This is a genomic window from Aeromonas media (genome assembly GCF_000819985.1).
Lineage (GTDB): Bacteria > Pseudomonadota > Gammaproteobacteria > Enterobacterales > Aeromonadaceae > Aeromonas > Aeromonas media.
Genome location: NZ_CDBZ01000113.1, coordinates 15,743 through 41,400 on the forward strand (window position 1 = coordinate 15,743; position 25,658 = coordinate 41,400).

At 62.2% G+C, this 25,658-nt stretch carries 22 protein-coding genes; 8 read left to right on the forward strand and 14 right to left on the reverse strand.

The genetic code is table 11. The features are described from left to right. Nucleotides 1-22: 22 nt before the first annotated feature. From BN1127_RS09865 to ydiJ, 6 genes are all read right to left on the reverse strand, one after another. Nucleotides 23-1,939, reverse strand: coding sequence for a putative bifunctional diguanylate cyclase/phosphodiesterase (locus tag BN1127_RS09865; RefSeq protein ID WP_042649314.1), 1,917 nt, complete (start codon nt 1,937-1,939; stop codon nt 23-25). Between the two features lies 1 nt (nt 1,940). Continuing rightward, nucleotides 1,941-2,423, reverse strand: a complete 483-nt coding sequence (locus tag BN1127_RS09870; RefSeq protein ID WP_042649315.1) for a putative pterin-binding protein — start codon at nt 2,421-2,423, stop codon at nt 1,941-1,943. 329 nt (nt 2,424-2,752) lie between these two features. Continuing rightward, nucleotides 2,753-4,639, reverse strand: a complete 1,887-nt coding sequence (locus BN1127_RS09875; protein ID WP_041205964.1) for a DEAD/DEAH box helicase — start codon at nt 4,637-4,639, stop codon at nt 2,753-2,755. Between the two features lie 181 nt (nt 4,640-4,820). Next, nucleotides 4,821-5,282: a hotdog fold thioesterase gene (locus BN1127_RS09880; RefSeq protein ID WP_042649316.1), complete on the reverse strand. Its 462-nt coding sequence runs from the start codon at nt 5,280-5,282 to the stop codon at nt 4,821-4,823. Nucleotides 5,283-5,378: 96 nt separating this feature from the next. After that, nucleotides 5,379-5,867 carry a hypothetical protein gene (locus BN1127_RS09885; RefSeq protein WP_042649317.1) on the reverse strand — a complete coding sequence of 163 codons (489 nt, stop codon included), beginning with the start codon at nt 5,865-5,867 and terminating at the stop codon, nt 5,379-5,381. Continuing rightward, nucleotides 5,867-8,929: a D-2-hydroxyglutarate dehydrogenase YdiJ gene (ydiJ, locus tag BN1127_RS09890; protein ID WP_042649318.1), complete on the reverse strand. Its 3,063-nt coding sequence runs from the start codon at nt 8,927-8,929 to the stop codon at nt 5,867-5,869. The genes BN1127_RS09885 and ydiJ overlap by 1 nt, the downstream gene beginning before the upstream one ends. Nucleotides 8,930-9,098: 169 nt before the next feature. On the opposite strand from ydiJ, the gene BN1127_RS09895 reads away from it, so the two are divergent. The 3 genes from BN1127_RS09895 to BN1127_RS09905 all read left to right on the forward strand — a co-directional run bounded on the left by BN1127_RS09895 (nt 9,099) and on the right by BN1127_RS09905 (nt 13,168). Then, nucleotides 9,099-10,025 carry a cation diffusion facilitator family transporter gene (locus BN1127_RS09895; RefSeq protein WP_042649319.1) on the forward strand — a complete coding sequence of 309 codons (927 nt, stop codon included), beginning with the start codon at nt 9,099-9,101 and terminating at the stop codon, nt 10,023-10,025. 316 nt (nt 10,026-10,341) lie between these two features. Further along, complete coding sequence (locus tag BN1127_RS09900) at nt 10,342-11,892, forward strand: TerC family protein (RefSeq protein WP_042649320.1); 1,551 nt, start codon at nt 10,342-10,344, stop codon at nt 11,890-11,892. A gap of 154 nt (nt 11,893-12,046) precedes the next feature. Continuing rightward, on the forward strand, nt 12,047-13,168 hold the full coding sequence (locus BN1127_RS09905) for an alkene reductase (protein WP_042649321.1): 1,122 nt from the start codon (nt 12,047-12,049) through the stop codon (nt 13,166-13,168). Nucleotides 13,169-13,244: 76 nt separating this feature from the next. Here the strand turns inward: BN1127_RS09905 and BN1127_RS09910 are convergent, their stop codons facing one another. Beyond that, nucleotides 13,245-14,264, reverse strand: coding sequence for an adenosine deaminase (locus BN1127_RS09910; RefSeq protein ID WP_042649322.1), 1,020 nt, complete (start codon nt 14,262-14,264; stop codon nt 13,245-13,247). Nucleotides 14,265-14,465: 201 nt separating this feature from the next. Here BN1127_RS09910 and BN1127_RS09915 point away from each other — a divergent pair, with 201 nt between their 5' ends. The 4 genes from BN1127_RS09915 (at nt 14,466) to BN1127_RS09930 (ending at nt 18,239) form a co-directional block, all read left to right on the forward strand. After that, nucleotides 14,466-15,215, forward strand: coding sequence for an HAD-IIA family hydrolase (locus BN1127_RS09915; protein ID WP_005302324.1), 750 nt, complete (start codon nt 14,466-14,468; stop codon nt 15,213-15,215). Between the two features lie 115 nt (nt 15,216-15,330). Then, the gene (locus BN1127_RS09920) at nt 15,331-15,699 is read left to right on the forward strand and encodes a cupin domain-containing protein (RefSeq protein ID WP_042649323.1); all 369 of its coding nucleotides are present in this window, start codon (nt 15,331-15,333) and stop codon (nt 15,697-15,699) included. A gap of 193 nt (nt 15,700-15,892) precedes the next feature. Next, on the forward strand, nt 15,893-17,557 hold the full coding sequence (gene asnB, locus BN1127_RS09925) for an asparagine synthase B (RefSeq protein WP_042649324.1): 1,665 nt from the start codon (nt 15,893-15,895) through the stop codon (nt 17,555-17,557). 181 nt (nt 17,558-17,738) lie between these two features. Next, a complete protein-coding gene (locus BN1127_RS09930) occupies nt 17,739-18,239 on the forward strand; it encodes a thioredoxin family protein (RefSeq protein WP_042649325.1) in 501 nt (166 codons plus the stop codon). 78 nt (nt 18,240-18,317) lie between these two features. Here the strand turns inward: BN1127_RS09930 and maiA are convergent, their stop codons facing one another. The 7 genes from maiA to BN1127_RS09960 all read right to left on the reverse strand — a co-directional run bounded on the left by maiA (nt 18,318) and on the right by BN1127_RS09960 (nt 23,901). After that, nucleotides 18,318-18,956: a maleylacetoacetate isomerase gene (gene maiA / locus BN1127_RS09935; RefSeq protein WP_042649326.1), complete on the reverse strand. Its 639-nt coding sequence runs from the start codon at nt 18,954-18,956 to the stop codon at nt 18,318-18,320. Nucleotides 18,957-19,029: 73 nt separating this feature from the next. After that, nucleotides 19,030-20,028: a fumarylacetoacetate hydrolase family protein gene (locus BN1127_RS09940; protein WP_042649327.1), complete on the reverse strand. Its 999-nt coding sequence runs from the start codon at nt 20,026-20,028 to the stop codon at nt 19,030-19,032. A gap of 10 nt (nt 20,029-20,038) precedes the next feature. Continuing rightward, nucleotides 20,039-21,013 (reverse strand): homogentisate 1,2-dioxygenase, encoded by a 975-nt coding sequence (locus tag BN1127_RS09945; RefSeq protein ID WP_231557469.1) that lies wholly within the window; start codon nt 21,011-21,013, stop codon nt 20,039-20,041. 9 nt (nt 21,014-21,022) lie between these two features. Further along, nucleotides 21,023-21,190, reverse strand: a complete 168-nt coding sequence (locus tag BN1127_RS22780) for a hypothetical protein (RefSeq protein WP_231557468.1) — start codon at nt 21,188-21,190, stop codon at nt 21,023-21,025. A gap of 50 nt (nt 21,191-21,240) precedes the next feature. Then, nucleotides 21,241-22,371 (reverse strand): 4-hydroxyphenylpyruvate dioxygenase, encoded by a 1,131-nt coding sequence (gene hppD, locus BN1127_RS09950; RefSeq protein ID WP_042649328.1) that lies wholly within the window; start codon nt 22,369-22,371, stop codon nt 21,241-21,243. 238 nt (nt 22,372-22,609) lie between these two features. After that, a complete protein-coding gene (locus BN1127_RS09955; protein WP_042649329.1) occupies nt 22,610-23,260 on the reverse strand; it encodes an HAD family hydrolase in 651 nt (216 codons plus the stop codon). Continuing rightward, the gene (locus BN1127_RS09960) at nt 23,257-23,901 is read right to left on the reverse strand and encodes a TIGR01621 family pseudouridine synthase (protein WP_042649330.1); all 645 of its coding nucleotides are present in this window, start codon (nt 23,899-23,901) and stop codon (nt 23,257-23,259) included. Before BN1127_RS09960 ends, BN1127_RS09955 begins: the two co-directional genes overlap by 4 nt. Nucleotides 23,902-23,988: 87 nt before the next feature. Here BN1127_RS09960 and BN1127_RS09965 point away from each other — a divergent pair, with 87 nt between their 5' ends. Beyond that, nucleotides 23,989-25,581, forward strand: coding sequence for a GGDEF domain-containing protein (locus tag BN1127_RS09965; protein ID WP_042649331.1), 1,593 nt, complete (start codon nt 23,989-23,991; stop codon nt 25,579-25,581). Nucleotides 25,582-25,658 lie beyond the last annotated feature (77 nt).

A 25,658-nucleotide genomic window follows, 5' to 3' on the forward strand; every position in this document is an offset into this window, starting at 1 on the left:
CAGGGGCTCGATTGCCCCAAGGCTACCCCAGTGCCACTTCCTGAATAGCGGCGCTGTGGGCGAAATAGCGGTGACAGAACTGCATGAACTCCGGCAGCGGCAAGGGACGCGAGTAGAAATAACCCTGGATCTCATCCACCCCTATGGTGAGCACCGCCTTGAGCTCATCGCTGTTTTCCACCCCTTCTGCCACGACACGCACCCCCAACTGATGAGAGAGGGTGGTGATGGTCTCGACGAACAGCGCCTGACGGGGATCCTTGTCGATGGCGGTGATGAAGGAGCGGTCGATCTTGAGCTTGTCGAAAGAGAGTTCACGCAGGTAAGAGAGCGAGGACCAGCCGGTCCCGAAGTCATCGAGGGCCACCCGCACCCCTATCTGGCGCAGGGAGTGAATGATCTGCTTGCTGAGGGCGATGTCATCGAGGGCGATGGTTTCGGTCAGCTCCACTATCAACTGGTGCAGCCCCAACGGCCCATCTTCCATCTTCTCTTCAATCTCCCTGGCCAACCCCATGTTGAACATGGAGTTGGAAAGGTTGATGGAGATCTCGAGCGGTGCTAGCACCTCCTCCGGGAAGCCGGACAGATCGAGCTGCATGCGCCGGATGATCCAGCCCCCGAGCGCCTCGCCCAACCCGTTCTCTTCTGCCAGCGAGATGATGTCGAGGGGGGCAATAAAGCCATATTCCGGATGATGCCAGCGGATCAGCGCCTCGGCCCCCAGCCTCACTACACTCTGGCCGCGCACGATGGGCTGATAGTAAAGGGCCAGTTGCGGGCATTGCGGGCAGTGGATAAGCTCCCGCAGCTCGGTCGACAGCCGGCGTTTGCGCTGATAGTGCTGATACATGCTGCTGGAGAAGAGCACATTGTCATTCAGCCGTTTGCGCTTGGCGCTGTCGAGGGCGATATCGGCAAACAACAGCATCTCTTCCGGTGAATGATCCGGTTTCACGTACTGGCTGGTGCCCATGAAGACCCGCACCCGGTGCGCCGGATCGGCGGCAAACACCAGATCCGCCAGCTCGCTGCGCAGTTGCTCCAGAAACGGGAAGCGCAGATAGGTGGGCATGGTGCCGGTGATGATGAGGGTGAACTCGTCACTGCCGGTTCGGGCAACGAAGATCCCCTGGCCAGAGGCGGCCTTGATCCGCGCCGCAAGCCGTTTGAGCAAGGCGTCCCCCACTTCGTAACCCAGACTGTTATTGACCTCCCTGAAATGCCCCAGATCCATGAGGCAGACGGTGATGCTGCTGCGCCGCCCGGGGTGGCTGGTCCACTGCTGGAGGTGCTTGATGAGCGCCGCCCGGTTAGGGAGACGGGTGAGAGGGTCGTTCCACGCCAGAAAATACTGGCGACGCACTTCGCGAAACAGCACCATCAACATCACCATAGTCGCCAGCATCAGAAACCCCAGGATGAAGAAGTTCTGGGTTCTCGACTCGTTGAGCAGCTCACGCTGGGCGATGGCAGAAGGCCCGGTAAAGTTTTTCACCATCACGTCCCGCACCCCGCGCATCTCGTCATCGAGTGCGGCCGTGAACATCTTGAGTGCGGGGGAATCCGGCTCCCCTTGCACCACATCCTGCTCATAGCGTTCGAAGAGAGCGAGGATCTTGCCGACCGCCTTGTCCGCACCGAATCGGGCCCTGACCGACTTTGCCTCCTTCCCGTGCAGGAAGACATCGAGCCGGTTCCAGGCAATGTCAAAGCGTTTGTTCATCTCCTCCCGGCTGACGGCACCGGCACGATAGAGCTGCAAGCCCTTCTCGAAGTCGTGGATCTCCAGCTCGAGCTGGGCCAGTGCCCAGGCGGAGAGCTGGGTGTAGCGCGTCACCTCATTGAACGCGCGGTCATAGTTCCAGACCGACCAGAGGGTCACCCCCAAAAAGGTGGTCACCATCAGGATCAGGCTCAAGAACTTGCTGCTCAGCATCTTATTTGCTCTCCAGCGCCGTCAGCTGCCACACCATCCGGCTGTGATAGATCTCCTTGTTGAGTTCGGGATGGTCGGTGAGGGGATAAATGACCCAGAGCGGCCCCTTGTTGCGCAGGGTCATAGCCTTGCCATCCTGCTTCTCGGCCACCAGCACCGGGTACTTCTCCCCGTCTTCCAGCGGCAGTGCGGCCCAGTATTCATTGACCGCGAGGGCCTTGACCTCCTGGCTCTTGAGACCGTAGATCCTGACCAGGTCCCGCAGCAACACCCCGCGATAGAGGTGCTCCCCCTCGGTCCAGGGCGTCCCCGTCTTAACTTCCGTCTGCGGCAAGGCCTCAAACTCGGCACGGGTCAGCACCACCTCCCCCTTGCCATTGCAGCACCCCGCCCCCGCAATTCTGAAGAAGGGCTCCTCCGCCAACACCATACCCGACACGAGCCATCCAGATATCAGCAACACCTTGCCAAGCCACTTGCCCATCACGCACCTCCCTGTCATACGGTTTATTTATTCATCTCACTCTGCTGACTCATATGCAAACAACAGAATGCACCTTCAGACCAAAGTCGCAGTCGTTTGCAACCAGCAACGATTGTGCGTCTTCCAAAAGTATCCAATCGCTTCCCAAAGAATGACACCAGGCGCCACCCCCAGGCAAATGGATTGCACCATTTTTCTTTCACTGGCTCCTCATCAAACCGGATGCCCACCACGGCCGGAAAAAGGTGACAATCTTCGCTACGCATCTGAAAAACAGACACAAAAAGGGCCACTCCATGGAGCGGCCTTCTCATCAGTGCAGTCAGGGTTTAGCTATCGCGGCGCTTGTTGCCACCGAACTTGCGATCCTTGTTGAAGCCACCTTCACGGCGCTCCCCGCTCTTGTTGAACGGACGGTCACCGCTGGGGCGGCGATCCTTGTTGAAGGGACGATCGCTGCGGGGCGGACGGGGGGCAGTGTTGCTGCCGGCCGGCACCTCGGTGTAGCGAGTGATCATCAGCGGACGCTGACAGACACGGGCCTTCTTGATCACTTCCAGCACGTCGGCGGTCATGCCCTTGGGCAGGTCGACGGTGGAAAAGTCATCGGCGATGTCGATGTTGCCGATGAAACGGCTCTCGATGTTCGCTTCGTTGGCGATGGCGCCGACGATCTGGCCCGGCTTGACGCCGTGATGGGCACCCACGTCTACGCGGTAACGCTCCATCTCCACGTCAGGATTGTCTTTCAGCGGACGCGGCTCGAGGGACGGCATGCGACGGGCAGGACGATCGCCACGGTCACCGAAATCACGGGGAGCACGATCACCGAAGTCACGGCGCTCGAACTCACGGCCAGCACGGTCGCTTGCCGGTTCAGTGACGGAGTCATCCAGCAGCAGCGGTTGGTCACCCTGCACCAGCTTGGCCAGGGCGGCAGCCAGCTCCAGCGGATCGGCAGAATCTTCTTCGATCAGCTCGTTCACCAGGTTTACGTAGATCTCAAGCTCTTCGCCCATCATGGTTTCCCGGATGCGCTCCTTGAACTTGGTCATGCGGTGCTGGTTGATGTCCTCGGTGCTCGGCATCTTCATCGGCTCGATGGCCTGACGAGTGGCGTGCTCAATGGCGCGCAGCATGCGGCGCTCGCGGGGAGCCACGAACAGGATGGCCTCGCCCTTGCGACCGGCACGGCCGGTACGGCCGATACGGTGAACGTAGGATTCGGTATCGTACGGAATGTCGTAGTTCACCACGTGGGTGATGCGCTCGACGTCCAGACCACGGGCGACGACGTCGGTGGCGATCAGGATGTCCAGCTGGCCTTGACGCAGCTTGTCGACGGTACGCTCACGTAGCTTCTGCGGGATGTCACCGTGCAGGGCTTCACAGGCGTGACCACGGGCGGCCAGCTTGCCAGCCAGCTCTTCGGCGGCGTTCTTGGTGCGCACGAAGACCAGTACGGCTTCGTACGGCTCGACTTCCAGCAGACGGGTCATGGCGTCCAGCTTGTGCAGACCGGTTACCTGCCAGTAGCGCTGGCGGATGGTCGGTGCGGTGGACGTCTTGGTGATGATCTTGATCTCTTTTGGCTGCTTCAGGTGCTTCTGGGCAACACGACGGATCTGGTCCGGCATGGTGGCAGAGAACAGGGCAACCTGACGGGTGGCCGGGCACTGCTCCATGATCCAGTCCACGTCGTCGATGAAGCCCATACGCAGCATTTCATCGGCTTCGTCCAGTACCAGGGCTTTCAGGCCGGAGAGGTCCAGGTTCTTGCGACGGATCAGATCCATCACGCGGCCAGGGGTACCGACGACCACCTGGGCACCACGGCGCAGGGCGCGGGTCTGGGTTTCGTAAGAGGAGCCACCGTAGATGGGCAGGACATGGAAGTCAGGCATGTGCTTGGCGTAACGTTGGCACGCCTCGGCAACTTGCAGCGCCAGCTCACGGGTCGGTGCCAGCACCAAAATCTGGGTGTTACGGTTACCAGCTTCCAGACGAGACAACAGAGGCAAGGCAAAAGCAGCGGTCTTCCCCGTACCGGTTTGCGCCTGCCCCAGCAGATCGTGTCCCGCCATCAGGTGGGGAATTGCTGCGGCCTGGATCGGTGACGGGCGCTCATAGCCCACGTCTTGCAGCGCTTTCAATACAGGCGCGGCCAGTCCAAGCTCACTAAAAAGGGGCATTTGTTCGGTATGGGTATCAGACATAGATTCTTCCAGAGTAAGGCAGGCGGCTAAGCACCGCGGAATAGCAAAAAGGCGGCGATTATAGCGCCACTTTGTTCTGCTGTCTTGAAAAATGTGATAAGCGTCTCAAGACGTTGGCAATTATAGAGGGATCTTGCGACTATGGCTTGCTTATTTTGCACTACTGGTGCGTTATTGCTTGTCACGCCCCGCTGGAGTCCTTGTCCCGCTTGTGTTTGAGCACCGCCATGGTCAATCGACTGGTGCACAATAAACGCCCACGTTCATCCCGAATGTCAATCTGCCACACCTGGGTCGTCGCTCCCAGATGCAGCGGCGAGCAACGCCCTGTCACCACCCCTTCCCGTTTGGCACGCAGGTGGTTGGCGTTCACCTCCAGTCCCACGCAGTAGCTCTCCTCCCCTACCGCCATGTTGGCGGCCAGCGACCCCAAAGTCTCCGCCAACACCACGGAGGCACCACCGTGCAGCATGCCAAGGGGCTGATGGGTACGGTGATCCACCGGCATGCTGGCCTCGAGCCAGTCGGGCCCAAAGGCGGTATAGAGGATGCCAAGGTGGGCCATCAGGGTGTTGCGGGAGCTGGCATTGAGCCCTTCGAGGCTCATGGGTTTGCGCCAGATGGGGGCGCTTTCTTGACTCATGGCGAGCAGACTCCTTATGTGATCAATGAGTTGGACACGATCAGTGCCGGCGAAAAAAGATGCCCCGATCCGGGGCATCTTGACAAGTACCTTGCGTCACCAGGGATAGGTCACCCCGGGCCACTCGGCCCAGGGGAGCTCGCGCCCCGGCAGGCGCGGGTGATGCCAGTGCCACACCTTGCCCAGCCAGGCACGGAGTTCGGCCTCCAGCACGACGTCATCAAGGGGGGCCTCGGCCACCTTCCAGAAGAAGAGCTCCACCTCCACCTCAGGCAACACCGAGGGGTAGAGATAGACCCCGCCCCAGAACTCGGGCTCCCGCTCCGGGCTCCAGAGGCCATAGGCGAAGGAGCGCTTGGCGAGAAACTCCGAGCGCTGCCACTCCAGATCGGCCTCGTGCTGGCTCAGGCTGAACTGAGCCGAGGGCCAGACGTCATCCGGGCGAAACAGCTGATGAAGCTGCTCCCGCTCGCGCAGCATGGCGACAAACTCCACCACCGCCTGAGTTGGGCTGGCAGGCAGCAGCAGAAAGCTCGGGTGCCGATAGGCTTGCGGCACCCGAAACCGCTTGGGGAAGCGCAGCATCAGAGCAGTTCCAGCAGCGCCTGCAGCGGATGCTTGAGTTTCTCCCCCTCCATCCGCTTGACCTGGCTACGGCACGAATAACCCGTGGCCAGACAGCGATCCTTGGGCAGGCGAGCGAGCGGCTCGGCCCAGCTCAAGGAGTAGATCCCCTTGGAGTTGTCCACCTGCTTGGCGTCGTGACCATAGGTGCCGGCCATGCCGCAGCAGCCGACCGACACCGGCTGCAACGTGGCGCCGAAGCGGCCAAACAGGGTACCCCAGTCACCGTGAGTCGAGGGCTTGGCAGTCTTCTCGGTGCAGTGGGCAAACAGATACCAGGGCTCGGCTTCTCCCGGCTCTTTCGCTGCGGCACTGACTTGTGGGGCAGGAAGAGAGAGCAGCCACTCCTGGGGCAGCAGCACCTGGAAGTCGCCGCGGGCAGGGCCCAGCGCCTTCACGTATTCATCGCGATAGCAGAGTACCAGGGAGGGATCGACTCCCACCATGGGGATGCCCAGCGCCGCCATCTTGTTGAGGAACTGGGCACTGCTGGCTGCGGTGCGGGCGAAGGCGCGCAGGAAGCCCTTCACGTGCTGGGGCTTGCCGTTGGGCTTGAAGGGCAGCAGGTAGGGCTGATAGCCCAGCTTGCTGGCGAGCTTCACCAGGTCGCGCACCACGGGGGCGTCGTAATAGCTGGTGAAGGGATCCTGCACGATGAGCACGACCTTCTTGCGCTGCTCGGGGCTCATGGCCTCCAGCCCCGGCAGGTCGAAGTAGCGGGCCTTGTGATCACGCAGCTCCTCGGCCAGGGTGGGAATACTCAAGAGCGGCACATCCACCATGCCGATGCTCTTCTCGGTCGCCTTCTGGGCCCACTCTTTTTCCAGGAAGAAGTTGACCAGCTTGGGCGCCCTGGCGAGCAGGGGCGCATAAGCTTCGACGGTGCCGACGAAGTAATCCTTGGGGCCGCGCAGATAACGGCTGTGGTAGAGCTGCATGAAGCGGGCGCGGAAGGTGGGCACGTCCACCTTGATGGGGCACTGGCTGGTGCAGGCCTTGCAGGCCAGGCACCCCTCCATCGCCTCCATCACCTCGTGAGAGAAGTCGTACTCGCCGCGGGCGCGGGCCAGGGTATTACGGAACTTGTCGACAATCTGCTTGAAACGCAGACCGCCGCTTTGCAGCGCCACTTCTTCGGCCAGGGGATCGTAGCCCTGCTCCGCCAACTGACGCAGCCATTCGCGCATCAGCCCGGCCCGCCCCTTGGGGGAGTGGCGGCGGTCGCGGCTTATCTTGACCGAGGGACACATGGGGGAGTCGGTCTCGAAGGTGAAGCAGAGGCCGTTGCCGTTGCAATCCATGGCGCGGGTGTAGCTTTCGCGCACCGCAATCGGGATCTGGCGGTCAAACTTGCCGCGCTTGGGACCGTCCACCGACACCAGTTCGGCACCGCTGCCATAAGGGATGCAGATCTTGCCCGGGTTGATGCGGTTAGCCGGATCGAACGCCCCCTTGACCCGCTGCAGCTCCTCCCACAGCTCGCCGAAGAAGGCGGGGCTGTATTCGGAGCGAAAGCCCTTGCCGTGCTCCCCCCACATCAGACCGCCATATTTGGCGGTGAGGGCCACCACCTGATCCGAGATGCGGCGCAGCAGCACCTCCTGTTCAGGGTCGCATAAGTCCAGTGCCGGGCGCACGTGCAGCACACCCGCATCGACGTGGCCGAACATGCCGTAGTCGAGGCCATGGCCATCGAGCAGGGCGCGAAATTCCATGATGAAATCGGCCAGGGACTCCGGTGGCACGGCGGTGTCTTCGGTGAAGGCTACCGGCTTCTTTCGCCCCTCGGCATTGCCGAGCAGCCCCACCGACTTCTTGCGCATACCGTAGATGGTCTCGATGCTCGGCAAGTGACTGCACACCTGATAGCCGATGATCCCCGCCTCCTCCTTGGCCAGCAGGGCGTCGATGCGGCGGCACAGCTCGGCCACCTTGGCCTGGTGTTCAGCCTCGTCGGTGTCGGCGAATTCGACGATGTTGAGCCCCTGCAGATCCTTGCCGGGCACGTCCTGAATGAACTCTTTGACCGAATGCCAGATGATGTCGGCGCGAGCCAGCCCCAGCACACGGGAGTCCACCGTCTCCACCGACAGGGCGTGAGCCTCCACCATAAAGGGGGCGTTTCTGAGCGCCGACGGGAAGCTGTCGTACTTGACGTTGACGAGCGTCCGGTAGCGCGGAATGGGGGTGATGTTGAGGCGAGCCTCGGTGATGAAGCCCAGCGACCCTTCCGAGCCGCACAGCACCCGGCTCACATCCAGGGTGTCGGTGTCGGGGGCATAGAGGTGCTTGAGATCGTAACCGGTCAGGAAGCGGTTGAGCTTGGGGAAGGTGGCCTCTATGTCGGCGCGCCGCTCGCGGCCGATGCGATAGAGGGTGCGGTAGATCTCCCCCTCGCGGCTCTCCAGCGCCAGCTTGTCTGCCAGGCGCTGGCCGTTCACCGGCTCGGTCGCCATGATGTCACCGTTCTCCAGCACGGCCTTGAGCCCCAGCACGTGATCCGAGGTCTTGCCGTACACCAGCGACCCCTGCCCCGAGGCATCTGTGTTGACCATGCCCCCCAGGGTGGCGCGGTTGGAGGTGGAGAGATCCGGCGAGAAGAAGTAGCCGTGGGGTTTGAGGTAGGCGTTGAGCTGATCCTTCACCACCCCGGCCTGGGCCCGCACCCAGCCCTGCTCCAGATTAATTTCCAGGATCTGGTTCATATGGCGCGAGAGATCGACGATAATGCCGCCGCCCAAGGATTGACCATTGGTGCCGGTACCGCCGCCGCGAGGGAAGAAACTCAAGGCCGCGTACTCGGGCCCCTGGGCCAGCTTGAGCATCACCGCTATGTCATCCGCGCTACGCGGATAGAGCACCGCCTGAGGTACGACCTGATAGACGCTGTTATCCGTCGCCATCGCCAACCGGCTTGCATAAGACTTTTCGATATCACCACGAAATGCTGAGCGCGCCAGCAACTCAAGAAACTGCAGGGTTGTAGGTGACAAACTGTCCTGGTAATCGAGTCTCGGGATCATGAATCCTTGTTCCCATCCTTTGCTTGATGCCGGAACTCCGGCGACAACGACCGTTCGGGCCAGCCTCTTCGCGGGCCCCCGAACCAGTCCGCTCACATGTGAGCGGGCAGTATATCAGCTAGAAAACCGCTTGCGCGTGCAATCTTCACCATTTGAAAGGAGGACTTTTATGGCTCATCACAGCCATGTTATCAGTACGCTGGTTCGCACCGAGAAACAGGCGCTGACCCTGTCGCTGTTCGGCTGCATCAGCTTCGCCATCTTCGGGATCGGCTACGGCCTGTTCGTCGGTTCCAACGCCATCATGCTCGATGGCATCTTCACCCTGTTCAGCATGGGCATGACGGGACTCGGACTCATCACCGCCTACCTGGTGACTCGCCCCTCCGACTCACGCTTCCAGTACGGCTATGCCCACTTCGAGCCCATCACCAACGTCATCAACGGCACCGTCATCCTGCTGCTCTGCCTCGGCGCCCTCTATAGCGGCATCACCTCCCTGCTCGAAGGGGGACGGGAGATAGACCTCGGCCACGCTCTCATCTACGCCGCCGTCTGTACCTTCTTCTGCGCCATTATCTACCGGATCGAGGCGGGCGTTGCCGAGCGGCTCAACTCCGAGCTGGTACGGGTCGACGCCAAGGAATGGTTGGTCGACACCCTGCTCAGCGCCACCCTGCTCATCGGCTTCGCGGTCGCCATCGGCCTCGACGCCCTCGGCTACGGCCACTACAACCGCTACATAGACCCGGTGCTGGTTACCCTGCTCGCCCTGTGCGCCACCCTGATCCCCATCAAGGTACTCGGCCGCAACCTGCGGGAAGTGTTGAAAATCGCTCCCAAGGGGGATGTTTCGGCGCGGGTCGAGAGCGAGATAGATGCCCTGCGCCAGCGCCATGGCATCGAGTGCTACAGCCATCTGGCGAAAAGCGGCCGCCGCTTCGATCTCGAACTCAACATTCTGGTGGCCCCCGGCCAGGAATGGCCCGTCGAGCGCCAGGATGCCCTGCGCCAGGAGCTCTGGTCCCGCCTCGGCGATACCCTGGGAGATGCCTGGCTCTCGGTATGCTTCACCCGCGAGAAGCGCTGGCTGTAGTAAGCAGCAAGGCGGAGCCTGCCCGGTAAGCTCCGCCCGCCCCTGTCCCCCACAGTGGGCGGCATGCCTCTCCCCCTCGCGCTTCCTTGGGTGTCCTCTTGCCAAACGCGGGATTCCCGTTATCATCAGGGCTCACTTTTGACCCGAGGTTTTATTGCCCATCATGGACAACCCCCGAAGTAGCCCTTCGTTTTTCCCCATCAAAGCCTATCTGTACCTGCTCAATCAGCGCCTCTGAAAACACTCGAGCCTTAGCCTGCCACGGCCCTTGCCGTGAGCGACATCCACTGCGTCTGTTTTTATTGAGGTCATCCTAATGGAATTCTTGCTGGACCCGTCTATCTGGGTCGGTCTGTTCACCCTGATCATCCTCGAGATAGTGCTCGGGATCGACAACCTGGTCTTCATCGCCATCCTGGTGAAGAAGCTCCCTCCCGCCCAGCGGGACAAGGCCCGGCTCATCGGCCTCTCCCTGGCCCTGATCATGCGCCTCGCCCTGCTGAGCGTGATGTCCTGGCTCGTGACGCTCACGACCCCCATACTGCACATCTGGGATCACCCCTTCTCGGGGCGGGATCTCATTCTGATGGGGGGCGGCCTCTTCCTGCTGTTCAAGGCCACCTCGGAGCTGCATGAGCGGCTGGAGGCCAAGCCGGAGGAGCAGGGCCCGGCCGGTGTCTATGCCGGATTCGGGGTGGTGATCGCCCAGATCCTGGTGCTGGATGCCGTCTTCTCTCTGGACTCCATCATCACTGCGGTCGGCATGGTGGAACACCTGGGCGTCATGATGGCGGCCGTGACCATCGCCATGGTGGTGATGGTGATCGCCTCCAAGCCCCTGACCCGCTTCGTCAACGCCCACCCCACCGTGGTGGTGCTCTGCCTGAGCTTCCTGCTGATGATAGGCTTCAGCCTGGTCGCGGAGGGCTTCGGCTTCCACATTCCCAAGGGCTATCTCTATGCGGCCATCGGCTTCTCTGTGCTCATCGAGTTCTTCAATCAGCTCGCCCAGCGCAGTGCCCAGCGCCACGAATCCAGGCAGCCCCTGCGCGAGCGCACCACGGCCGCCATCTTCAAACTGATGGGGGGCAGCCGGGCCAACCAGCACCCGCAGCAGGATGAGGAGGAGGAGCTGGAGGCCCCCCGCCCCATCAGCTTCGGAGAGGAGGAGCGTTACATGGTGACCGGGGTGCTGTCGCTCGCCGAGCGCTCCATCCGCACCATCATGACCCCCCGCGCCGAGATGGAGTGGATCGACGTCAATGACTCCCCGGACGAGATCCGGGCCCTGCTGCAGCGGGCACCCCACAGCCTGTTCCCGGTCTGCGACGGGGAGCTGGATGAGATCATCGGGGTGGTGAAGGCGCGGGATCTGCTGTTTTCCCTCAACGAGGGGCAGTCCCTGGCCGAGCTCGCCAGGCAGAATGACCCCATCATAGTGCCCCAGACCATCAACGTGATCCGGCTGCTGGCGGAGCTGCGCCAGGCCAGGGGCAGCCTCATTCTGGTGGCGGATGAGTTCGGCATCATCCAGGGGCTGGTCACCAACCACGATCTGCTGGAGGCCATCGTCGGCGAGTTGCCGGATGAGGATGAGACCCCGGACATCGTCCAGGAGGGAGAGAGCTGGCTCATCAACGGCAGCACCAACATCCACCAGATAGAGCAGACCCTGGGCCATGACGGCCTGGTGAGCGAGAGCGATGAGTACGTGACCCTCGCGGGCATGCTGCTCTCCCACTTCGGCAGTCTGCCCACCAGCGGCCAGCAACTGCGCCTGAGTCAGCTCTGCTTCGAGGTGCTGGCGGTGAGCGAGCGCCGGATAGAGCGGGTGCGGGTCACCCCGATCGGCGCCAGCGCCGCCTGATCTGCCGCGACACTGAAGAGGGCCAACAGGCCCTCTTTTTCATGGCCTCAGGCCCATTGCTGTGCCAAGGGCAATTCTCTTCTGCAATTACCCCTCTTTTTCACAATGACAATCCCCTCTAGAGTCTCCTCCATCTCAACACGAGGAATTCACCATGCACCACGATCCCCTGTTCTGCCCCCTTCGCCTCGGCCAGTTGCACCTCTCCAACCGCATCGTCATGCCGCCCATGACCCGCTCCCGCGCCAGCCAGCCCGGTGATCTGGCCAACGCCATGATGGCCACCTATTACGCCCAGCGCGCGGGCGCCGGTCTCATCATCGGCGAGGGCACCCAGATAGATCCCCTGGGCAAGGGCTATGCGTGGACCCCGGGCATCCACAGCGCCGAGCAAGTGGCCGGCTGGAAGCAGGTGACCGATGCGGTGCACGCCAGGGGGGGCATCATGTTTGCCCAGCTCTGGCACGTGGGCCGGGTCACCCACCCGGACAACATAGGCGGCGCCCAGCCCATCTCTTCCTCCGCCATCAAGGCCGAAGGGGTGAAAGTGTTTGTCGACAACGGCAGCGATGCCCCCGGTTTTGTGGAGACGGTCACTCCCCGCGCCATGACCCAGGCCGACATCGACGCCGTGGTGGGCCAGTTCCGCCAGGCCGCCCGCAATGCCATGGAGGCCGGCTTTGACGGCATAGAGCTGCACGCCGCCAACGGCTACCTCATCAACCAGTTCCTCGACTCCGAGTCCAACGCCCGCACCGACAACTACGGCGGGTCGCTTCAGAACCGGCTGCGCTTCCTGAAAGAGGTGACACAAGCGGTCAGTGCCGAAATCGGAGCAGACCGCGTCGGGGTGCGTCTCGCGCCACTCACCACCCTCAACGGTACTGTCGATGCGAACCCGCAGGAGACCTATCTGGCTGCAGCGAAGCTGCTGGGGGAAATAGGCATCGTCTATCTGCATATCGCCGAGGCGGACTGGGACGATGCCCCCCTGATGGCGGAGGGCTTCAAGCAGGGGCTGCGGGATGCCTTCCCCAACACCCTCATCTATGCGGGAAAATATGACGGCGAGCGAGCCAGAGCCGCGCTGCAGGCGGGCTGGGCCGACCTGATTGGCTTCGGTCGCCCCTTCGTGGCGAACCCGGATCTGCCGAACCGGCTGCGCCACGGCTATCCCTTTGCCCCCCACGATCCCGCCACCCTGTTTGGCGGTGGTGAGCAGGGGCTCATCGACTACCCCGTCTATCAGGCCGAAACAGCGTCACAGCCTGCCTGAGACTGGCAACCAGCCTGGCCTCGGAGCCACGCGCCCGCCCTTATCGGCGGGCGCGTTGTTCTTGAACATCCGGGCGCTAGTAGAGAGCCACCCCGTGGCAGGCACCATAGCCCCTGATCTCCTGGGTCAGCTTCACCTTGTCGGCGAGGCTCAGCCAGCTCGCCTCCACCCCATTGAGGGAGAGCCGGCAGAGCTGCTCCCGCGTGGCACCGAGACTGTTCGCCAGCGCCTGGAAGTTGGCCCCCATGTAGCCGCCAAAATAGGCGGGATCGTCGGAGTTGATGGTGACGCAGAGCCCCTGCTCCAGCAGGGTCAGCACGTTGTGATCCGCCATCTTGTCAAACACCCTGAGCCGTACGTTGGAGAGGGGACAGACGGTCAGGGGCAACCGGGTATCGGCAAGGTAGCGCACCAGCGCTGGATCCTCGGCGCAGCGCACCCCGTGATCGATGCGTCTGACCTGCAGCTCCTGGATGGTCTGCCAGATGTAGGCCGCCGGTCCCTCCTCCCCCGCGTGGGCCACCACCGGCAGTCCCAGCTCACGGCAGCGGGCGAAGACCCGGGCAAACTTGCCGGGCGGATTGCCGAGCTCGCTCGAGTCGAGGCCGATGCCATGGATACGGGACAGATGAGGCCGCGCCTCGTCCAGGGTGGCGAAGGCCGCCTCTTCGCTTAAGTGCCGCAAAAAGCTCATGATGAGTCGCCAGCTGATGCCAAGCTGCCGCTCACCCTGCTGCAATGCCCGCTCTATGCCGCCGAGCACCGTCTCGAAGGGAATGCCGCGGGCACTGTGGGTCTGGGGGTCGAAGAAGATCTCCACATGCACCACCTTGTCGGCGGCGCAGCGTTCCAGATAGGCCCAGGTGAGGTCGAAGAAATCCTGCTCGGTGACCAGCACGCTGGCCCCCAGGTAGTAGAGATCGAGAAAGGATTGCAGGCAGTCAAACTCATAGGCGGCTCGCAGGCTCGCCACGTCGGGCCAGGGCAGGGTCACCCCGTTGCGCTGGCCAAGGGCAAACATCAACTCGGGCTCCAGGGTGCCCTCGATATGCAGGTGCAACTCCAGCTTGGGCAAGCCGGCAATAAAGTTCTCCATGATGACGGCTCCATCGTCAGCGCCTGATGGTTAAGGCAAGTACAGGCGCCAACGGCGCCCTCCCTCTGCCGTCATTGTGCACCCATCTGACGCGCCGGGGGAGACTTGTCATCAAAGCGCCTTATAATGGCGGCACAAAAAAGCCATAAGTGATTGAAGACATTCGAGGTTGGCAACCACCTCCCCCTACAAGGAGTTTCCATGAAGAAAAGCGTCATCTGCGATATCGACGGCGTCATCCTGCACAACAACGATCTGGTGCCCGGCGCCGACCGTTTCGTTCATCGCCTGCTGGAGCAGGGCAGCAAGCTGTTGTTCCTCACCAATTACCCGGCCCAGACCCAGAAAGATCTGCAAAACCGCTTCCGCTCCGCCGGGATCGAGGTGCCAGAGGAGTGCTTCTATACCTCCGCCATGGGCACCGCCGACTTTCTCAAGCGCCAGGACGGCAAGAAGGCCTATGTGATCGGCGAAGGGGCCCTGACCCACGAGCTCTACAAGGCAGGCTTCACCATCACCGACATCGACCCCGACTTCGTGGTGGTGGGCGAGACCCGCAACTACAACTGGACCATGATGCAGCTGGGGGCCAAGTTCGTGGATCAGGGTGCCCGCTTCATCGCCACCAACCCCGATACCCACGGCCCCATGATGCACCCGGCCTGCGGCGCCCTCTGCGCCCCCATAGAACGGATGACCGGCAAGAAGCCGTTCTACGTCGGCAAGCCGAGCGCCTGGATCATTCGCGCGGCGCTCAACCGGATGGAGGCCCACTCCGACGACACCATCATCATCGGCGACAACCTGCGCACCGACATCCTGGCGGGCTTCCAGGCCGGTCTCGAGACGGTGCTGGTGCTCTCCGGAGTGAGCAAGGTGGCGGACATCGACCGCATGCCGTTCAGACCGAATCACATCTTCGACTCCGTGGTCGACATCGATATCGTCTGATCCCCTTCCTTGGTCCCCCTTGGCAAGGTGGCGCACATCGTTTAACGTAAGCGCAACATTGTTAAACAAACTAAACGGGAGCAGGACGCTCCCCTCGCCACCCCAAGGACGCACCATGAAGAGCCTGAACGACTGGATCCTGCTGGACCAGCACCCCGTCTCCCCTACCCCGCTGATGCCCGCCCCCGAGCGGATCCGCGCCGGCAACCCGAGCCAGACCCTCTGGAACCACTATTCGGACCCCAGCCAGCAGTTTCACGTGGGCTTCTGGGCCTGCGAGCCGGGGCGCTGGGCCGTGCACTACACCGAGCACGAATATTGTCAGCTGCTGGAAGGGGAAGCGCGGATCCACGACGGCCAGGGGGGCGAGCTGCACCTCAAGCCGGGGGATCAGTTCGTCATCCCGGCGGGCTTCGTCGGCGAGTGGGAGACCCTCACCCCCTGTCGCAAGCTCTATGTGATCTTCGAGCCCGCCGCGACTTGACGCCAACGTCAACCAGGGCCCTGTCTGCGGCCCTTTTTCATGCCGGCCAGGTTGACGTTTGCGGCATGATTTTGTGCGGTTTTCCCGCTTGCAAAAGGTTTTTGCACTAGGCATTGTGATTGGCGAGGAATGTAAATGGAATTTCGAGCCCAAACGTGGGGGGCTCATATAAAAATCAAGAGGATTACCGCCAATGTGTTCTATTTTCGGCATTCTGGACATCAAGACCGACTCCGCCGCCTTGCGCAAATCGGCCCTGGAGATGTCCAAGCGACTGCGTCACCGCGGGCCTGACTGGTCCGGCGTCTACAGCTCCGACAAGGCCATCCTGGTGCACGAGCGCCTGGCCATCGTCGATCCGGGCAATGGCGCCCAGCCGCTCTACAACCCGGAGCGCACTCACGTATTGGCCGTCAACGGCGAGATCTACAACCACAAGGAACTGGAGAAGAACCTCAAGGTCGACTTCCAGTTCCAGACCCACTCCGACTGCGAGGTGCTGCTCGCCCTCTACAAGGAGAAGGGCCCCGCCTTCCTGGACGATCTGAACGGCATCTTCGCCTTCATCCTCTATGACGCCGAGCAGGACGCCTACCTGATCGGTCGCGATCACATGGGGATCATCCCCCTCTACACCGGCCGCGACGAGCATGGCAACGTCTACGTCGCCTCCGAGATGAAGGCCCTGGTGCCGGTGTGCAAGAGCGTCGAGACCTTCCCACCGGGACACTACCTCTGGAGCAAGGATGGCGAGCTAAAACAGTGGTACAAACGCGACTGGATGGAATATCAGGCGGTCGAGCACAACGTCAGTGACAAGGCCGAGCTGAAAGCCGCTCTGGAAGCGGCGGTCAAACGCCAGCTGATGTGTGACGTGCCCTACGGCGTGCTGCTCTCCGGCGGTCTGGATTCGTCCGTCATCTCCGCCATCACCAAGCTCTACGCCGCCCGTCGGGTAGAGGATGATGGCAAGAGCGAGGCTTGGTGGCCCCAGCTGCACTCCTTCGCCGTGGGGCTGGAAGGCTCGCCGGATTTGGCCGCCGCCCGCAAGGTGGCCGATCACCTCGGCACCATACACCACCAGATCCACTTCACCGTGCAGGAAGGGCTGGATGCCCTGCGCGACGTCATCTATCACCTCGAGACCTATGACGTCACCACCATCCGCGCCTCCACCCCCATGTATCTGATGGCGCGCTACATCAAGGCGATGGGGATCAAGATGGTGCTCTCCGGCGAAGGCTCCGACGAGCTGTTTGGCGGCTACCTCTACTTCCACAAGGCCCCCAACGCCCGGGAGTTCCACGAGGAGAACGTGCGCAAGCTTGCCTCCTTGCATCTGTATGACTGCCTGCGGGCCAACAAGTCCATGGCCGCCTGGGGCGTGGAGGGTCGCGTGCCCTTCCTCGACAAGGAGTTCATGGACGTGGCGATGCGCCTGCAGCCCGCCGACAAGATGTGTGGCAACGGCAAGATCGAGAAGCACATCCTGCGGGAAGCGTTCGAGGAGCTGCTGCCCCACGAGGTGGCCTGGCGTCAGAAGGAGCAGTTCTCCGACGGCGTGGGCTACTCCTGGATTGACAGCCTGAAAGCCATGGTCGAGACCGAAGTGACGGATCAGATGTTCGAGGCGGCGGCATTCCGCTTCCCCATCAACACTCCGCTCACCAAGGAGGCTTACTTCTACCGCGCCATCTTCGACGAGCACTTCCCGCTGGAGTCCGCCGCCCGCACCGTGCCCTACGGCAAGTCGGTCGCCTGCTCTACCCCGACCGCGCTGGAGTGGGATGCCAAGTTCAAGGAGATGGCCGACCCCTCCGGTCGCGCCGTGATGGACGTCCACCAGCAGAGCTACTGATCCGCAAGCGGACAGAGCCCGACCAAACAACAAAGCCCCTCTCGAGGGGCTTTGTTGTTTTCTGCCATTTCATTCCCGCTTTTTTGCTTCTCTCCTTCCCTGTTTACGGCTTGGCGAAGGGGCTCGCTCGTGTCACATTATTCCGGCTTGGAAGCAACAACGACAATACAAGGAAGAGACGATGAAACGACTGTTACTGCCCCTGGTGCTGGGCACCCTGCTGTTCAACGGCGCCGTCCGCGCGGGTGACCACCTCTGGGCCAGGGGCTTGCCCGATTACAGTCAGGGCTATGACGAGCAGCGGGATCCGGCGAAAGATCTCGCCGCTGCCACCATCAGGGCGCAACAAGAGGACAAGCAGGTATTGCTGCTGGTGGGGGGCGAGTGGTGCAGCTGGTGTAAGGAGATGAACCACTTCCTGGATCGGGAGCCCGAGCTTGCGCACCAGTTCAACCGGACCTTCGTGGTGGTCAAGGTGAACGTCAGCAAGGAGAACAAAAACGCCCTCTTCCTCAAGGCCTATCCAGAATATCTGGGAGTACCCCACTTCTACGTGCTGGACGCCAGAGGCAAGCTGCTGGAGTCCTTCAATACCGGATTGCTGGAGAAGGGGAAAAGTTACGATGAGGTCAAGTTTGGCAAGTTTATCAGCTACTTTGAGCGCCAGGATGCTCGTAGCTGACAAGCCTTGACCATGATGCAAACACCCCGCACGGTCGCCTGACGGTGCGGGGTGTTTGTTGTTTATCACGGGGAAGAATCAGGCTTGCGCATCCGGCTGATTGGCGGGAGCGGCCTTGACAAAGGCCTGCAACTGCTCGCAGTTGGCGACGATGCGCGCGATGGTGGGGTAGTCGTCCAACGTCATATTGAAGCGGTGGGCGTTATAGACCTGGGGCACCAGCATGCAGTCCGCCAGGGTTACCTCGTTGCCCACGCAATAGACGCCGGCGGTGGTCATCAACAATTGCTCAAGGGCGGTGAAGGTCTCGTCAATCCAGTGGCGATACCAGGCATCGCGCGCCACCTTGCTCTGCCCCAACTCCTGCTCCAGGTAGTTCAGCACCCTCAGGTTGTTGAGGGGATGAGTGTCGCAGGCGATCATGTTGACTATCTGGCGCACCCGGGCCCGCTCCTCGGGAGCGGAGGGCATCAGGGGGTAGGCCGGATAGGTCTCGTCGAGGTATTCCATGATGGCCACCGACTGACCCAGCTGCACATCCCCGTCGATGAGAAAAGGCACCAGCCCCTGGGGATTGACCCGGCGATAGGCCTTCTCTTTCTGCTCACCCTGTCTCAGATTGACCGGGTGCTGCTCATAACCAAGCCCCTTGAGGTGCAGCACCAGACGCACGCGAAAGCTGGCCGATGAACGCCAATATCCAAACAACTGCAGCATATTATGTCCCTATGGTGGCAGGTGTGTGCCACCTGCCGTGTCGCCTGGCCGACCTTGGCCGGCCCAGGCCTTGCTAGCTCGTCTGACTGGCCCCCCCTTGCGTGACCCGTTGCAAAATGGTGCCAAACAGACTCATCCCGTTGCGATCCTGCATCGCGATGGACACTGTATCACCAAAGCGCAGAAAGGGTGTAGTGGCTTGACCTGACTCGATTATTTCCAGCATCCGCTGCTCGGCGAGGCAGGAGGATCCCCGGCTTCTGTCGTAGTTGGAGACGGTGCCCGAGCCGATGATGCAGCCCGCGCCAAGGGGCCTGGTCTTGGCCGCGTGGGCGATCAGCTCGAAGAAGTTGAAGGTCATGTCGAGCCCCGCATCCGGCTCCCCGAACAGGGCGCCGTTGAGCTGGGTCACCAAGGGCAGATGCACCTTGCCCTGCCGCCAGTCGCTGCCGAGCTCGTCCGGGGTGATGGCCACCGGCGAGAAGCTGCTGGAGGGTTTGGACTGGAAGAAGCCAAAGCCCTTGGCGAGCTCCCCGGGAATGAGGTTGCGCAGGCTCACATCGTTGACCAGCATCAACAGCTTGACGTGCTCCTCTGCCTTCTGCGCGCTGGTGCCCATGGGCACGTCGTCGGTGATGACGGCCACCTCAGATTCAAAGTCGATGCCCCACTCCTCCGACCCCATGACGATGGGGCCGCGCGGGGCGAGGAAGCTGTCGGAGCCCCCCTGGTACATCAGGGGATCGTGCCAGAAGCTCTCCGGCATCTCGGCGCCACGCGCCTTGCGCACCAGCTCCACGTGATTGACGTAAGCGCTGCCATCGGCCCACTGGTAGGCGCGGGGCAGCGGGGAGAGGCAGGCCGTCTCATCGAAGGGGAAGGCATCGGGGCAGGCTCCGTCGTTGAGGGCCTGATAGACGGCGGTCAGTCGGGGGGCGAGTTCGGCCCATTCGTCCAGTGCCCCTTGCAGGGTGGGGGCTATGTCGGCCACGGCCACCGCCCGGGTCAGATCCCGGCTCACCACCACCAGGGCGCCATCGCGCTTGCCATTGTTCAAGGTTGCCAATTTCATATCGAATTCCTTATTTGCCGATGGTGCCGTCTGGTCGCTGCCAGCTGGAGACATAGTGGGGATCCTCTATCCCTTCGCAGATCTGGCCGACCCCCAGGGCATCCCGGGTGTCGAGCATCACCGCCACCTCGTCGGTGAAGGTCTTGGCGTGGGCCTGCCCCGCCGCAAAGGCCTTGGGATGGGGGCCGTGGGTGAAACCGGCGGGGTGGAAGGTGACCATACCCCGCTCTATGTTGTCCCGGCTGAAGAAATCCCCGGCGTGGTAGAAGAGCACCTCGTCAAAGTCGTCGTTGCTGTGGTAGAAGGGCACCCGCAGCGCCCCGGGATCGCTCTCGATGGGGCGCGGCACGAAGGTGCAGATGACGAAGCGGCTCGCCACGAAGGTGGAGTGGGCCGACGGCGGCAGATGGTAGCGGTGGCTCATCAGCGGGCGGATGTCCCGCCAGTTGAGGCGCACCACGCAGAGATCCCCATGCCAGCCCTGGGCATCCAGGGGGTTGAAGGGCCAGGTGATGACCGAGACCTGATCGTGGCGCTTGACCTGCAGCGACCAGGGGTTTTCGTCCTGCTGGGCCAGGAAACACTCATCGATGGCGGGCACATCCAGCGCCGCCGGATCGAAGATGGCGTGGTTGCCCACCAGCCCCTTGTCCGGCAGCTGATAGCTGTCCTCGGTCGCCTCTATCATCAGGATGAACAGCGGCGCGGTCGGCTCGATGCGCCACATGGTGCCGCGGGGGATCACCACGTAGTCCCCCTCTTTCAGCGTGAGATGGCCGTAGTCGCAGAAAAACTCCCCGCCCCCCTCGTGGATGAACAAGAGCTCGTCGCCATCGGCGTTGCGCACCAGAAATGGCATCGACTCGCTCAGGCGCCACATCCGGTAGCGGCAGTGGGGGTTGCTGAGCAGATCCGGCATCACCCAGGGGGAGAGGGAGCTCACCGCCTCGCCGAGGGCATTGAGATCGAACAGCCGCGGTCGCAGCGGCCCCTCCTAACTGCTCCAGTCGGTGGGGGCATGCTTGTGGTGCATGTGGGTGGCGGGGCCGAAGAAGCCGCTGCGGCCCAGTTCGCGCTCGTAGATGGCCTGCTCGGGCAGGTCGGCGTGGGCCTGGCGGGAGTGGGTCCCCTCCCGGTGGGGGAAACTTATCCAGTTACGCATGGCTGTGTACCTCCCATGAAATGAATACCGGCCGACGAGCTAGCATCCCGTTACGCATCGCTCGGCTCCCCCTTCTTCTCGCCCTGCTCGGCCCCGCTCAGTACCCCACGGCGGATTTGATCCAGTTCAATGGATTCGAACAGTGCCTGGAAGTTGCCCTCGCCGAACCCCTCGTTACCCTTGCGCTGGATGATCTCGAAGAAGACCGGGCCGATGACGGTGTCGGTGAAGATCTGCAGCAGGATGCCGTCCTTGGTGGGGGAGCCGTCGATGAGGATGCGCAGCGCCTTGAGCGCCTCCAGATCCTCCTGATGCCCCTCCACCCGGCTGTTCACTTTCTCGTAGTAGGTGTCCGGGGTCGGCATAAAACCGGTGCCGCGACCACGCAGGGTACGGATGGTCTGGTAGATGTCGCTGGAAGCGAGCGCTATGTGCTGGATCCCCTCCCCCTTGTACTGGCGCAGGTACTCCTCGATCTGGGACTTGTCGTCGGAGGATTCGTTGATGGGGATGCGGATCTTGCCGCAGGGGGCCGTCATGGCGCGGGAATGCAGCCCGGTCAGCTTGCCTTCGATGTCGAAGTAGCGAATTTCCCGGAAGTTGCCGATCCGCTCGTAGAAGTTGGACCAGACGTCCATGTTGCCGCGATGGACGTTGTGGGTCAGGTGATCGATCTCGTAGAGCCCCGCATCCACCTCGGCCATGCGCACCTGCCAGTCGGGATAAAAGACGAAATCCACGTCATAGATGGAGCCCTGCTCGCCGTAGCGGTCGACAAAGGAGAGGGTGCTCTCGCCGATGCCGTAGATGGCGGGGATGTTGAGCTCCATGGGCCCTATCTTGCCGACGAAGGGTTTGGCCCCCTTGGCGATGGCGTACTGCTGGGCACGGCCCGCATCCGCCACCCGAAATGCCATGCCGCAGACGCTGGGCCCGTGCAGGCTGGCAAACTGCTCCGCCTGGGAGTGGGGCTCGGCGTTGACCACGAAATTGATGTCCCCCTGGCGGTAGAGCCAGCACTGCTTGTGCTTGTGTCTGGCCACCTCCGCAAACCCCAGGGAGACGAACAGCGCCTTGAGGGCGGCAATGCCCTTGAGATCCGGGGCCGTGTACTCGACGAATTCGAACCCATCGGTGCCGAGGGGATTGATGGTATGGGAACGGGAAGAAGAGGTCGTCATGATGCGCTCCTTGCGATGGATTGATAACGAAACGGGTCACACCGGGGCCACGACAGGCAGTCGCCACCGGCGTTGTTAACAACTTGTTTCATTAGAAGCAGGGGCGGAGCAGAAGAGAAGAGGCGGGTTTCAGATAGTTTGGCGAGAACTACCGCCAGAAGATGTAAATAGATTGTGACATTACAGCCTGAGCCTTGCGGACAGCCCCACGGCGCACCGCAAGGCTGTCAGCTTTACCTTACAACCGCCAGTTTTTCACCTCGAGATGGGGCAGGCTGACCCTGGCCTGTTGCAGCCGGCGGGCGCTGGGATTGATGAGCCAGGCCTCCTCCCCCAGCGCCAGCAGCGGCAGATCATGCAGGCTGTCACTCAAGGCCAGCGTGGCGCCGAGGGCGCTGATCCCGGGCAGGATCTTGTGCCGGCCGTGGCAATAAAAACGCGGCACCAGGCCGCCGAGACGATAGTGCATTCGCGAACCGATGATGCGATGGGGCAGCCTTGGCAGTTGCCGATGGAGCTGTGCCCGGACCAGGGCGCGGGGGCTGGCGGAAAGCACCCAGCAACGGTGCCCTTCGGCCAGCAGCAGGGCGCGTGCCTCCCGAAACAACCCCGGCCGGGTGTGGCAATAGGCCCGTACCAGCTGGCGCCAGCCGAGTGGCGAGAGCCCCAGGGTGATGGCCCACCAGATAAGCGAGATCCCCTGACGCCGCAGGCTGGGCACCAGATACACCAGGCCACCCAGTGCGATCACCGGCAGCAGCAGCAGTGGCCAAAGCCGGCGGCGCAGGATGAAGCGCAGCAGGCCGGCGTGACTGTCCCCCGGCGCCAGGGTGTCGTCAAAGTCGGCCAGGATCCAGCCCGAGCTGGGCGCCCCGCGTGAGCTTGTCATTCGCTCAATCCTGCGATGGCGGCGTGCAATTCGGGCAGGAGGAACAGCGCCCCCTCATCCGGCGGGCAGACGAGATCGAAAGCCTCCCCTGCCAGGGTAAACTGCAGGCGCCAAGCGTGCAGATAGCCGCGATCGGCGACAGTGCCACCGTAGCGCGTGTCCCCGAGGATGGGGGCACCAATACTCTTGAGGGCGACCCGGATCTGGTGGGTCTTGCCGGTCCGGGGCTTGATGCGATAGAGCCGCAGCCCCTCCCCCACCGCCACCGAATCGAACCAGCTGATGGCCGGGTTCTGCTGGGTGCGGGCCAGCATCCAGCTGCCGCCACGCCCTTTTTCCATGTCCCCCTTGACCCAGCCCTGCTTCTTCTTCGGCTTGCGATCGGAGAGGGCCAGATACTGCTTGCTCACCTCCCGGGCGGCAAAGGCCATGCTGAGTGCCCGGTTAGCCTCCGGGGTGCGCGCCAGCAGCACCAGTCCCGAGGTCATCTTGTCGAGGCGATGGACCGGATAGAGTGCCAATCCAGTCTCGGCACGCACCCGATTGACGAGTCCGGGCTCACCGCCCTCGTCATGCATGCCAAGGCCTGGACCCTTGTTGATCACCATGAAATCTTTGTGCTGCAACTGTATCCGGTACATCTATAACCCTTTAGAATGTGATTTGTTAACAAGTTGAATGCGGGCCTGCTGGCCACCCCATGGATCCTCAGCACAAGAATCGCACGGATGACGAGATACCTGTTTTGGCTGCTATTGCTTGGCGCCAGTTACGCTTCCCCTGTCCAGGCAAGTGACCGTCCCCATGAACCTCCGGATCGGGTCGTCTTGCAATTGCGCTGGCTGCATCAACCCCAGTTCGTCGGCTACCACATGGCCAAGGCCAAGGGGTTTTACGCCGAGGCCGGACTGGACGTCGAGATAAGACCCGGCGGCAAGGGCATAAGCCCGGTCCAGGAAGTACTCAGCGGTCGCGCCGACTTTGGCGTCGGCAACACCGAGGTGCTGACCGGCTACGCCAATGGCGAACCCCTGCTGGCACTGGCCAGTGTCTACCAGCACTCCCCGTCCATCTTCCTGGCCCGTCGCGACAGCGGCATTCTCACCGTTGCGGACATGCGTGGCAAACGGATCATGATGTTCCCCGGCCATCAGGACGCCGAGCTGCTCGCCACCCTCTACTATCAGGGGCTGCACGAACGCCAGCTCATCCCGGTGCCGACCTCGGTCAACATCGACGATCTGATCGCCGGCAAGATAGACATCTTCAACGCCTACCTGAGCAACGAGCCTTTCTACCTGGAAGAGCGCGGCGTCTCGGTCTCCGTCATCAATCCCCGCAACTACGGCATCGATTTTTACAGCGACATCCTGTTCACCACTCAGGACGAGGAGCACACCAACCCGGATCGGGTGGCTCGGTTTCGGGCCGCGAGCCTCAAGGGGTGGCGCTACGCCCTCGCCCACCCGGCCGAGGCCATCGACCTGCTGCGCAAGGAGTATGGCGTCAACCGCAGCCAGGCCCACATGGAGTACGAGCTGCAGATGAGCAAGGAGATGATACAGCCGCTCTATGTGGAGATCGGGTATATGAATCCGGATCGCTTCGCCCACATCATGCAGCAACTGGTCGAAATAGGGCTGGTTCCAAAGCCGGTGCCACTGACCCGTTTTCTCTATCAGGCCCCCTCCGAGCAGTGGATCTTCTGGCGCCCCTGGTTCTTGCTGAGCCTGGGGGTCGGCAGCATCATACTGCTGCTCGCTCTCTATCTGCTCGCCAACAACAAGCGACTCTACCGGGAGGTGGCCCTGCGCAAGCAGCGGGAGCAGGAGATACTGCTGTTGGCCAGGCGCGATCCCCTCACCGGATTGCCCAATCGCCTGAACCTGATGGAGCAGTTGAAAGCACAGGTAAAGAGCGACAGCCCCGGCTGCCTGCTGTTCTGTGATCTCGATGACTTCAAGCGCATCAATGACAACTTTGGCCACAGCCAGGGGGATGCGCTCCTCTGCCAGCTGGCTCAGCGGATCAACGATGCCATCGGCCATCACCGTTTCTTCGCTCGCCTGGCGGGAGATGAGTTCATTCTGCTGTTGCCCGGCTACAACACCCATCAGGCAGAGGAGGTCACCGAGGTGATCCGGCAGGCCATGGAGGCCCCGTTCGTGGTCAATGGCCAGCCCATGCAGGTCGGGATCAGCATCGGGGTCAGTCACTACCAGAGCGGCTGGAGCCCGGAGCAATGGCTCATCCAGGCGGACAGGGCCATGTATTGCGACAAGAACGGCGGCTTCATTGCGCTGGCGGAGCAATCCAGCTGACAGTGCCATCAACGGCGGGGCCACCCACAGCGCCCATGCAATAAGGCCACCCCAGGGTGCAATGCTGATCAGTTAAG

Excerpts from the sequence above, each read along its gene's own strand:
- BN1127_RS09870 (WP_042649315.1), bottom strand. The coding sequence starts at position 2,423 with ATGGGCAAGTGGCTTGGCAAGGTGTTGCTGATATCTGGATGGCTCGTG.
- BN1127_RS09915 (WP_005302324.1), top strand. The coding sequence starts at position 14,466 with ATGAAGAAAAGCGTCATCTGCGATATCGACGGCGTCATCCTGCACAAC.
- BN1127_RS09920 (WP_042649323.1), top strand. The coding sequence starts at position 15,331 with ATGAAGAGCCTGAACGACTGGATCCTGCTGGACCAGCACCCCGTCTCC.
- BN1127_RS09880 (WP_042649316.1), bottom strand. The coding sequence starts at position 5,282 with ATGAGTCAAGAAAGCGCCCCCATCTGGCGCAAACCCATGAGCCTCGAA.
- BN1127_RS09865 (WP_042649314.1), bottom strand. The coding sequence starts at position 1,939 with ATGCTGAGCAGCAAGTTCTTGAGCCTGATCCTGATGGTGACCACCTTT.
- BN1127_RS09955 (WP_042649329.1), bottom strand. The coding sequence starts at position 23,260 with ATGACAAGCTCACGCGGGGCGCCCAGCTCGGGCTGGATCCTGGCCGAC.
- BN1127_RS09910 (WP_042649322.1), bottom strand. The coding sequence starts at position 14,264 with ATGGAGAACTTTATTGCCGGCTTGCCCAAGCTGGAGTTGCACCTGCAT.
- ydiJ (WP_042649318.1), bottom strand. The coding sequence starts at position 8,929 with ATGATCCCGAGACTCGATTACCAGGACAGTTTGTCACCTACAACCCTG.
- BN1127_RS09960 (WP_042649330.1), bottom strand. The coding sequence starts at position 23,901 with ATGTACCGGATACAGTTGCAGCACAAAGATTTCATGGTGATCAACAAG.
- BN1127_RS09885 (WP_042649317.1), bottom strand. The coding sequence starts at position 5,867 with ATGCTGCGCTTCCCCAAGCGGTTTCGGGTGCCGCAAGCCTATCGGCAC.
- BN1127_RS09875 (WP_041205964.1), bottom strand. The coding sequence starts at position 4,639 with ATGTCTGATACCCATACCGAACAAATGCCCCTTTTTAGTGAGCTTGGA.
- BN1127_RS09900 (WP_042649320.1), top strand. The coding sequence starts at position 10,342 with ATGGAATTCTTGCTGGACCCGTCTATCTGGGTCGGTCTGTTCACCCTG.
- BN1127_RS09905 (WP_042649321.1), top strand. The coding sequence starts at position 12,047 with ATGCACCACGATCCCCTGTTCTGCCCCCTTCGCCTCGGCCAGTTGCAC.
- asnB (WP_042649324.1), top strand. The coding sequence starts at position 15,893 with ATGTGTTCTATTTTCGGCATTCTGGACATCAAGACCGACTCCGCCGCC.
- BN1127_RS22780 (WP_231557468.1), bottom strand. The coding sequence starts at position 21,190 with ATGCGTAACTGGATAAGTTTCCCCCACCGGGAGGGGACCCACTCCCGC.
- BN1127_RS09940 (WP_042649327.1), bottom strand. The coding sequence starts at position 20,028 with ATGAAATTGGCAACCTTGAACAATGGCAAGCGCGATGGCGCCCTGGTG.
- maiA (WP_042649326.1), bottom strand. The coding sequence starts at position 18,956 with ATGCTGCAGTTGTTTGGATATTGGCGTTCATCGGCCAGCTTTCGCGTG.
- hppD (WP_042649328.1), bottom strand. The coding sequence starts at position 22,371 with ATGACGACCTCTTCTTCCCGTTCCCATACCATCAATCCCCTCGGCACC.
- BN1127_RS09895 (WP_042649319.1), top strand. The coding sequence starts at position 9,099 with ATGGCTCATCACAGCCATGTTATCAGTACGCTGGTTCGCACCGAGAAA.
- BN1127_RS09965 (WP_042649331.1), top strand. The coding sequence starts at position 23,989 with ATGACGAGATACCTGTTTTGGCTGCTATTGCTTGGCGCCAGTTACGCT.
- BN1127_RS09930 (WP_042649325.1), top strand. The coding sequence starts at position 17,739 with ATGAAACGACTGTTACTGCCCCTGGTGCTGGGCACCCTGCTGTTCAAC.